Origin of the sequence: Flavobacterium paronense (assembly GCF_030409795.1) — a bacterium.
In the GTDB taxonomy this organism is placed as follows: Bacteria; Bacteroidota; Bacteroidia; order Flavobacteriales; family Flavobacteriaceae; genus Flavobacterium; species Flavobacterium paronense.
Genome location: NZ_JAUFQN010000007.1, coordinates 23,219 through 31,694, shown reverse-complemented (window position 1 = coordinate 31,694; position 8,476 = coordinate 23,219). Strand labels below are relative to the sequence as shown.

Sequence of the window (8,476 nt, the reverse complement as noted above, 5' to 3'; positions counted from 1 at the left end):
GTTGGTAACGGAATTGCTGCAGATTCGGCTGGAAATTTTATAGCAATTGATACCAACAGTGATGGTGAGATTCAAGTAGTGAAGCTTTAACTGTTACCGTTTAGATGTTCCTATTCTTATGTAAGCAATTTAACTGGTATTGAAGCTTTTTTGAATTTACAATTCCTGCAATGCCATAACAATCAACTTACTTCATTAAAACTTAAGTCCTTAGTAAACCTTACTTTTTTACTTTGTCATGACAATCAGCTCACTTCATTGGATGTTAGTAATTTATTAAATCTGCAAACTTTGGATTGCGGATATAATTTATCCCTGAATTCAATAAATTTGGGGAAATGTATCAAAAACTATACAAAAATTAACCTGCAACCAATGTCATTTGGCAAGTATAGATTTAAGCCATATAACAAGTCTTCAAGAGTTGATTTGCAGCTACAACCTATTTACTACATTAGACCTAAGCGGTCATGCCAATCTTCAAAAATTGTATTGTTACAATAATAACCTTACTTCTATAAATCTGGCGGGAGCAACTAACCTTCAACAGTTGGCTTGTAATAACAATCATCTCCAATCATTAAACGTAAGTGGCTTTGTTAATCTTTTATCATTGGCATGTTCTAGCAACCAAATTCCGTCGTTAGATGTTAGCGGCTTAGTTAACCTTGAATTTTTAGATTGCTCTGATAATCAAATTCATTCATTAGAATTGAATGGTATGGTTAATCTTCAAAGGCTTTATTTTTCAAATAATCAATTTGCGTCAATAGATTTAAATGGTTTAAGAAATATTCAATTTTTGATTTGTTCTTCAAATCATTTAACCACATTAGATACAAGCGACTTAGTCAATCTGCAATATTTATGGTGCGGTCTTAATAGTCTAACTTCACTAATAATTAAAAATGGAAGTATTGAAGGCACTTTAAATTTTTCAGGCAATCCTAATCTGGCATACATTTGTGTTGATGATGGTCAGATTGATTCCGTTCAAAACCAAATTGTATCATATGGTTATGCAAATTGTGTGTGTTAAACTCTTATTGCAGTTTTACACCGGGTGGCGATTATTATACTATTCAAGGAAAGAACCGTTTTGATGTTAATAATAATGGTTGTGATGCTTCTGATGTTTTTTTTCCTAATTTGAAGATTAACATCACTGATGGTGTAAACAGCGGTAGTTATATTTCTAATTTAACCGGAGATTATTCTATACGGTAACAGCTGGCTCACATACTATGACGCCACAAGTTATAGAGAATCCTACTTATTACACTATTTCTCCTGCATCGGCAACAGTTAGCTTTCCGGATTTAGCAAGCCCGTTTCAACAGGATTTTTGCCTCACTGCTAATGGATCCCATCAGGATATTGAATCTTGGATTATACCACTAACAAGAGCCAGACCTGGTTTTGATTCCAGATATAAAATCAAGTATAGAAACATTGGAAACGTTACTGTTTCAGGATATTTAAACTTTTCTTTTGATGATGATTATATGGATTTTGTATCGGCAACACCAGTAGTAAATAATCAGGCCTACAGCTTATTGACTTGGAATTATACTAATCTAGTACCTTTTGAAACACGTGAAATGGAGGTTACTTTAATTTAAACACCCCTGCAGAAAGCCTTCCGCTTAACATAGGTAACTTGATAAAATTTCAATCAACAGCTTTCCCATTATCAGGAGATGAACATCAAACGGATAATTCAAATTACTTAAGACAAATTGTTGTTGGTTCTTTAGATCCAAATGATAAGACTTGTGTAGAAGGAAATGAAGTAGCGCCAGAATTTATTGATGAATATGTGCATTATGTTATTCGTTTTGAAAACACCGGAACAGCCAATGCAGAAAACATTGTGTGAAAGACATGATTGATACAGCCAAATTTGATATCTCAACAGTAGTTCCATTAGATTCGAGCCATTCATTTACAACCCGCATTAAAGATCCAAATCAGTTAGAATTTATCTTTGAAAATATTAATCTTCCTTTTGATGATGCAAACAACGATGGCTATGTTGCATTTAAAATAAAAACAAAACCAACATTAGTAGTGGGAGATTCTTTTAGCAATACAGCAAATATTTATTTTGATTATAATTTCCCGATAGTTACTAATACAGCTACAACGACAATTACAGCTTTAGGGAATCAAGACTTTGAGTTCACCAACCTATTTAGTTTATCACCAGTTCCTGCGAAGAACAGCTTGACTATTACAACTAAACAAAATGTAACGATTAGTTCGGTAAGTATTTACAATACACTTGGGCAATTGGTGCAGGTAAATACAAATCCAAATGAAACTATTGATGTTTCCGAATTGAAAGCCGGAATTATTTTATCAAGATTGTTAGTGATAAAGGAACGGCGGGTTCTAAGTTTATAAAAGAATAAAAAAGCCCCGATAACTCGGGGTTTTTTATTTTACCTGATGCATGCCTGAAATTCTATAAAACTCTGGCATTTTTTTTGTTTGTAGCAAAAAAAATGTAGCAAACCGAAATGCTACAAAAAAATCGCTACAGATATGAAAATACGAAAACTAATCAGAGAAGAATTAAACCTAACACAGGATGAGATGGCAATGCTTTTAAACATCAGTCGTAGCCAATGGTCGCTTTATGAACTTGGATTAAGGGAATTGTCAACTATGGGATTGATTTGGGATAGTAGGGTAGGTCGTTTTTTTACTGCATTGGAAATGAGCGAACCAAAACAGCTTCCGCAAATAGCATTGTTGGAGTCAGAGAAAGATAAATTCATTGCAGCTGCATTACGGAAAAATGAAATTGATCAATATACTTGTGCAAAAAAGACAGAAAAAATGAAGAAAGCGTATAAAGCTGCGCTAAAGCTATTTCACTTAACTGACTTTATGCTCCAGTCTGAAGATCAGAAAGACGCCATCCATCTTGCTGCATTGGAAACCCTTAAAGCGAAGGCAGTCGTATTATTTCGCAAAAATGGGCCACAGCAATTGATAAAACTGGAAGTAAGACAGCAACTGTTGGAACAGGAAAAGTTGTTGCTGACTGCATTGTTAAAATAAAAAAACCCCGAAGTACTCGGGAGTTTTTATTTATTCAATTATTATTTTTTTTACAAATTGATTGGTATCAGAGCTGACTTTTAAATAGTATAAACCAGCAGAAAATTGATTTACATTAATTGATAGGGTATTTGAATTTATTGCAGTAGAATAAACAGTTTGACCAATATTATTTATCAAGGTCAAATTTGCAGAAGTGAATTGAACAGGCAAATTGATGTTCAAAACATTTTTTACGGGATTGGGATAAATAACCAAATTATTCTCATTTACCATGTTAGTATTTGCCAACGTTAAACTACAATTGTCTGATACGGTATTCGAATTTTCAATAGTATTTCCGGGAGTTAATGTATGTCCGGTAAACCCACTATAAGTATTTGCATAAAACGAACAACGGAAAACTAAGTTTTGTGCTGGCGCCGTACCTTGACTTAAAATGCCTGATAGTGCTACCGGATTGATGTATTTCCATACTTGTGTTCCGGCATTTGTAACTTCGGTAAAGGTTCCTGACGGACCGTTACACATCAAAACATTACCGTTAGACAATTGTTGCGCACCTGAAATATTTTGTGCATAATAACTATTAGGGTTACCCGAATTATAAATCCAAGAAGCAGCTGTTGGTAAATAGGGAAGTGTGTTGGTATAATTGTATCCATTAACAGGTGGTTCAATTATTTCTACAGTTGAATAATTTCCGCCGGTTCGGCCATTTCCATTATTAAAAACCAAAATGTCATTGGCAAATGGCAGTCCGTTTTGAATCCACTGTGCATTATGTTGTCCAAAGAATTTTTTATCAGCAACTGTACCGATGTTATAAGCTAATGGATTTCCCCAACGGTATAAAATGTCACCACCTTTGCCCGAATTTCCATTAGTGTGAGAAGCGGCTTGGGTTGTTGAAGTGCTGTGATCAATAATCCAGATTTCATTAAAGTTATGGGAACTGACCATAATTTGATCTAAAGTTGGATTATAATCAATGGCATTCATATGAATCCAATCCGTAACCGATGCACTGGCATTGTAGTTAAGATTTATAAGTTGTGGATTCGAAGCTACTGTTCCGTAATTTGGTTTTGAATTGTCATATTCTTGTATCATATGATCCCATAAATGCCATTCCCAAACTATATTGCCACCGGTTGCACCAACAGGTTGAATTTCGAGAATTTGTTCACTCCAAACGGTTGACGGAACTAATGATGGATTTCTCCCCTGAGCAATGGCTTGCGTATTGGTTTTTGATTCCCAAGCAATAACTAATATATTGCCATTGGGCAAGGCTTTTACATCATGGTGTTGGCATTTAGTGGCATCCGAAAGGGTATAACTCCAGGTTACATTACCATTCCAATCTATTTTTTCTATAACTCCTCCTTTTCCACCAGCATTAAAAGTAGTGTTATTAGCATTGCCGGTATGAAGCAAGGTGCCATCAGGAAGAATATATACAGCTTGTCCGGGTTTGTAATTGCTATTCCAGGTTTTTACTTGTTTACCACATTTATCAATTAAATATGTTGTGTTACTATTTATAGGCGCAAATAAAATATATCCGTCATCTAGCGTGCCAGCGTTATGTTGAATTAATCCAATAGTTTGACTTTTGGTTACACTCCAAATTAGGATGAATGCAAATTGAAATAGTTTCTTCATAGTTTAACACATAGCTCTAAACTATTTATTAACGATTATTTTAAAGGTTTTATTGTCTTTTGCATTGGCAATTCTCACAAAATAAATTCCGTTGTAAACCGTTGTTAAATCCATAATACAAAGTGTACTTCCTTGAAGGATTTCATTAGTTTGTATTACTTTTCCAAGTTCGTCAATCAGTGTTACCTTTAGATTATCTTCAATCATATCCGATTGAATTGCAATGAATTCTTGCGCCGGATTTGGATATACTTTTACATTTAATTTTGAAAGGTTAAAATCAGCATTTGCTAAAGTGTATTGTGTTGTGCTTTCAGAAATTGTAGCAGTGCCTCCCGTTTTATTGCCATAAAATGTTGGACCAACTACATAAGGATATGCTGAATTGTGATTGGCATCTACTGTAGTAAAATAGCAATAAATCCCTGAAGGATATTCTGGAGTTACACAAAATCTACCGTTGTGTACATCTAAATAACTAGCGTCTGATGCATGAGCAATCCATTCGTAATCTTCGCGGTATAATCCTAAAGGAAAGGTAGTGCTAACAGCTGGACCATCAGTAACATTGGTTCCATCGGCATAAACTGTTCTAGTGGTAATATTTCTTAGTTGGTAACCCGATTTCATTCTGACAATGCCTCCGGTTCCGTCTGCGTTAGCATAACCATAAGCACCATATATTGGAATCCATCGTAAGCAAAACCTAGTAACGGAGAATGTTGTGTTGTGTTGATAACATATAGCCCATCAGAAGGGTAAGTACTGCAAACCGTTGAAATCACTTGTAAATCTAAACTAAAAGCACTCGGATTTTGATGATGGTGGTAATTTCCCATTGCCGGATGCGCTTTGGCACAATCAAATCCGACTCTTTCGGCAACTACAGCATCTCTGTTCCAAATTCCGTCTCCAGCTCCACCTAAAGGTCCACCAGCATTGGCACCAGTTGAGAATTTATAGGAAACACCATCGCGGTAATCAAATAAAGCGACTCCGTTTTTAAACAAACCAATATTTCCACCGCTTGTTGCGGTAGCTGTTCCAGTATTTTGAGTTGGACTTAGAGGAAATTTGAAAATGGCATTATTACGTGTTGTTGCTAAAGAAGGATTACCATCTAAAAAAGGGCCAGTGATATAAGCCGGAATACCATTCGTAGTTACATAAACCCAATTGGTTGAGTATTGTACAGTTTGCACATTGGCAGCCACCGCATCAGTTATTGGAGTGGAGTTTCCAGAAACATAATGACGACCAGTAATTCCTGTGGTGTTGCGCAACCATTGTGTAATGGCTGGATTGGTTTGTGCGGATAAAAATCCGTTAAACATCAATAAACTTGCGATTACTATTTTTTTCATAAATAACATTTTAAATTAGTTGGTTTTCATTTTTTGTGGTTCTCCTCTGTAAAATATTCTGCAACCAAAGGATTCTGTTTTGGTATTAGTGACTGTTTTGTTTTGTAAAAGTTCGTTAACTGCTTCGGCCAAAAAAAGGTTTTGCATTGGCAGCATCTCCTGCGTTATCATCAATAGCACCTTCATATTTGATGTCGTATTTACCCGATTTGTTTTTCCAAATGATAAAAGCTTGTGGCGTATGTGTTGCTTTAAATTGTTTGGCAACTACTTGTGATTTATCTTGTAAATAGGGGAAATTAAGCTTGTCAGCCTTAGCCTTTTTTTGCATCAATGTAAAAGATTCTTCTTTATAAGCCAGAGTATCCATAGCGTCAATGGCTAACAGATAAACGCCTTTTGTCTTGTAATATTTGTTTAAGGTATTCAATCGATTAGAATAGAATTTCGCCATTGGACATTTATTACAGGTAAAAATAACCATAAATCCTTTGGCATTTTTATAACTTGAAAGAGAGACTTTTTTATTATCAACATTTTTCAAACTAAAATCTGTTATTGTTTTTGTATTCGAATTATTGTCAATGACGGAAAAGCTCAACGATAGAACAGCAAACAAAATGGCAATAAGTAAATATCCTAGGCGATTCATAACTTACTTTTTAATGAATTTTTTAGTAGTTACGGATTTTGTTTTTTTATCCATCATTTGAACAATATAAACTCCCGAAGACAAACTAGAAATATCAATTCCGTTTTGCCATTGCGGTTGCGGTAACATCATGGCAACTCTTCCTTCAATGGTAGTTAAAGTTAAATAATAGATTTCGGTTGAAGCATCACTCAGATTAATATACAATTTATCTTGAGCCGGATTTGGGTATAAACTGAAATCGGTATTTAAAGTGTTTTGATCATTACCCAGGTTTCCGGTAACAATAAATTGTCCCATCATTCCACCATCTTCATGACCTGCAAAATGGCAGTGATACATATAAGGATGCGTTACATCGGCATCAGCAAAATCGTCAAACTTTGCTACAAAAGTCACCGATTCATTTCGGGGTAAATAAAAAGTATCTTTCCAACCACTTTCATGAGTTCCAACTCCGGTTGCCGAACCATTACGAGCTACAATTTTAAACTCGATGTCATGAATGTGAAACGAATGTCCGAAGATGTTATTATTGGTAACGGTCCATTTTTCGATATCATTAAGGTTAACCGTTTTGTCAATATAATCAAAAACAAAAGTGTGATTGTCTAACGAAAATGGCGTAGCACCTTGTCCGCCTGTAACAGTCATTGTTCTTGTAACTGTTGCATTAGCTGCTGTCCAGTAGGTATTGCTAGCCAATATTGATGGCACAGCAGTAATTGGAGTTGTTGCCGTTGTAGTTGCGGCCACATTGATATGTAAAACGGAGAAATCAATATTATTTAATAAGCTTCCGAATTGACCTGTAGTATTTGGTTCGCCTCCGGGAAATCCTAAAGTTTGTCCCGAATTATAAGCTTTTAAATCAACTGACGAACCAACAGTATCATTTCCTAAGTTAACCATAATTTCGATACGTTCGCCAACCATCAACTTAACACGGGTTGCTGCTACTGGTGCATTCAACAATCCACCATCATTGGCAACAATATAAAAGGTTCTGTTATCGCTAAAGCCAAGATTATAACCACGTTCTACTTCAGCATTTAAAATTCGAAGACGAACATATTGTTTTGGTAAACTGATTTGACCATTTGGAGTTCCGTTAGTCAACATATAATCACCATAAACACGCACCGAAGTTGGAGGGGAGTCAAACTGATTGGCTGTTGAATAACTTCTACTGGTTAATGCTAAAACAATATCATCAACACCGTAAGTTCTTGGCAATGCCAGAGCCGTTTCTTGAGGATCTTTAACGATTATAAAACCACCAACTCCTTTAGTTATTTGTTCTTGTGTTGTTTCATGTAAGTGTGGATGATACCAAAGTGTAGCAGCCTGATTCATCACAGTCCAATAAGGTTGCCAAAGTGTTCCTGCCGGAATAATTTGGTGTGGTCCACCATCCATAACCGCCGGAAGATGCATACCGTGCCAGTGTAGTGTTGTAGACTCGTTAAGATTATTGGTTACATTCATGTGAACTTCTTCTCCTTTATTGATAATCAAAGTTGGTCCCCAAAAAGTTTCGTTGTTAATTGAGCCAGTCACCGTTAAATTACCAGTACGGATTTGTTTGGTCGACTCATGAATGTTTAAATTAAAATTAGTCCCGTATAAAGCTTCAGGAATTGTAATGGTATTGTATTGCGCTTGAAGGATGATTACACTAGATAAGGCAAGTAAAGTAAAGAAAGATTTTTTCATATGGTTT

9 protein-coding genes and 2 pseudogenes are annotated in these 8,476 nt (G+C 35.5%); 6 read left to right on the top strand and 5 right to left on the bottom strand.

Annotated elements, in window-relative coordinates:
- Positions 1 to 382: 382 nt before the first annotated feature.
- From QWY90_RS00820 to QWY90_RS00795, 6 genes and pseudogenes are all read left to right on the top strand, one after another.
- Positions 383 to 1,039, top strand: coding sequence for a leucine-rich repeat domain-containing protein (locus QWY90_RS00820; protein WP_290283938.1), 657 nt, complete (start codon positions 383 to 385; stop codon positions 1,037 to 1,039).
- On the top strand, positions 1,033 to 1,227 hold the full coding sequence (locus tag QWY90_RS00815; RefSeq protein WP_290283937.1) for a hypothetical protein: 195 nt from the start codon (positions 1,033 to 1,035) through the stop codon (positions 1,225 to 1,227). Before QWY90_RS00820 ends, QWY90_RS00815 begins: the two co-directional genes overlap by 7 nt.
- 17 nt (positions 1,228 to 1,244) lie before the next feature.
- The gene (locus QWY90_RS00810; protein WP_290283936.1) at positions 1,245 to 1,622 is read left to right on the top strand and encodes a hypothetical protein; all 378 of its coding nucleotides are present in this window, start codon (positions 1,245 to 1,247) and stop codon (positions 1,620 to 1,622) included.
- Positions 1,623 to 1,660: 38 nt separating this feature from the next.
- A pseudogene (locus QWY90_RS16355) lies at positions 1,661 to 2,091 on the top strand (DUF7619 domain-containing protein); the annotation flags it as partial.
- Complete coding sequence (locus QWY90_RS16350; protein ID WP_439108571.1) at positions 2,071 to 2,406, top strand: T9SS type A sorting domain-containing protein; 336 nt, start codon at positions 2,071 to 2,073, stop codon at positions 2,404 to 2,406. The pseudogene QWY90_RS16355 and the gene QWY90_RS16350, both read left to right, overlap by 21 nt.
- Positions 2,407 to 2,547: 141 nt before the next feature.
- On the top strand, positions 2,548 to 3,069 hold the full coding sequence (locus tag QWY90_RS00795; RefSeq protein ID WP_290283914.1) for a helix-turn-helix domain-containing protein: 522 nt from the start codon (positions 2,548 to 2,550) through the stop codon (positions 3,067 to 3,069).
- A 30-nt stretch (positions 3,070 to 3,099) separates the two neighbouring features.
- Here the strand turns inward: QWY90_RS00795 and QWY90_RS00790 are convergent, their stop codons facing one another.
- From QWY90_RS00790 to QWY90_RS00770, 5 genes and pseudogenes are all read right to left on the bottom strand, one after another.
- On the bottom strand, positions 3,100 to 4,737 hold the full coding sequence (locus QWY90_RS00790) for an aryl-sulfate sulfotransferase (RefSeq protein ID WP_290283913.1): 1,638 nt from the start codon (positions 4,735 to 4,737) through the stop codon (positions 3,100 to 3,102).
- A 21-nt stretch (positions 4,738 to 4,758) separates the two neighbouring features.
- On the bottom strand, positions 4,759 to 4,944 hold the full coding sequence (locus QWY90_RS00785; RefSeq protein ID WP_290283940.1) for a T9SS type A sorting domain-containing protein: 186 nt from the start codon (positions 4,942 to 4,944) through the stop codon (positions 4,759 to 4,761).
- 240 nt (positions 4,945 to 5,184) lie between these two features.
- Positions 5,185 to 6,071, bottom strand: a pseudogene (locus QWY90_RS00780) (YHYH protein); the annotation flags it as partial.
- 145 nt (positions 6,072 to 6,216) lie between these two features.
- Positions 6,217 to 6,753 (bottom strand): redoxin domain-containing protein, encoded by a 537-nt coding sequence (locus QWY90_RS00775; RefSeq protein WP_290283933.1) that lies wholly within the window; start codon positions 6,751 to 6,753, stop codon positions 6,217 to 6,219.
- Positions 6,754 to 6,756: 3 nt separating this feature from the next.
- The gene (locus tag QWY90_RS00770) at positions 6,757 to 8,469 is read right to left on the bottom strand and encodes a multicopper oxidase domain-containing protein (RefSeq protein ID WP_290283924.1); all 1,713 of its coding nucleotides are present in this window, start codon (positions 8,467 to 8,469) and stop codon (positions 6,757 to 6,759) included.
- Positions 8,470 to 8,476: the final 7 nt, after the last annotated feature.

Bases quoted from the DNA above. Each gene is read 5' to 3' on its own strand.
- QWY90_RS00810 (WP_290283936.1), top strand. From the start codon at position 1,245: ATGACGCCACAAGTTATAGAGAATCCTACTTATTACACTATTTCTCCT.
- QWY90_RS00795 (WP_290283914.1), top strand. From the start codon at position 2,548: ATGAAAATACGAAAACTAATCAGAGAAGAATTAAACCTAACACAGGAT.
- QWY90_RS00790 (WP_290283913.1), bottom strand. From the start codon at position 4,737: ATGAAGAAACTATTTCAATTTGCATTCATCCTAATTTGGAGTGTAACC.
- QWY90_RS00785 (WP_290283940.1), bottom strand. From the start codon at position 4,944: ATGATTGAAGATAATCTAAAGGTAACACTGATTGACGAACTTGGAAAA.
- QWY90_RS00775 (WP_290283933.1), bottom strand. From the start codon at position 6,753: ATGAATCGCCTAGGATATTTACTTATTGCCATTTTGTTTGCTGTTCTA.
- QWY90_RS00770 (WP_290283924.1), bottom strand. From the start codon at position 8,469: ATGAAAAAATCTTTCTTTACTTTACTTGCCTTATCTAGTGTAATCATC.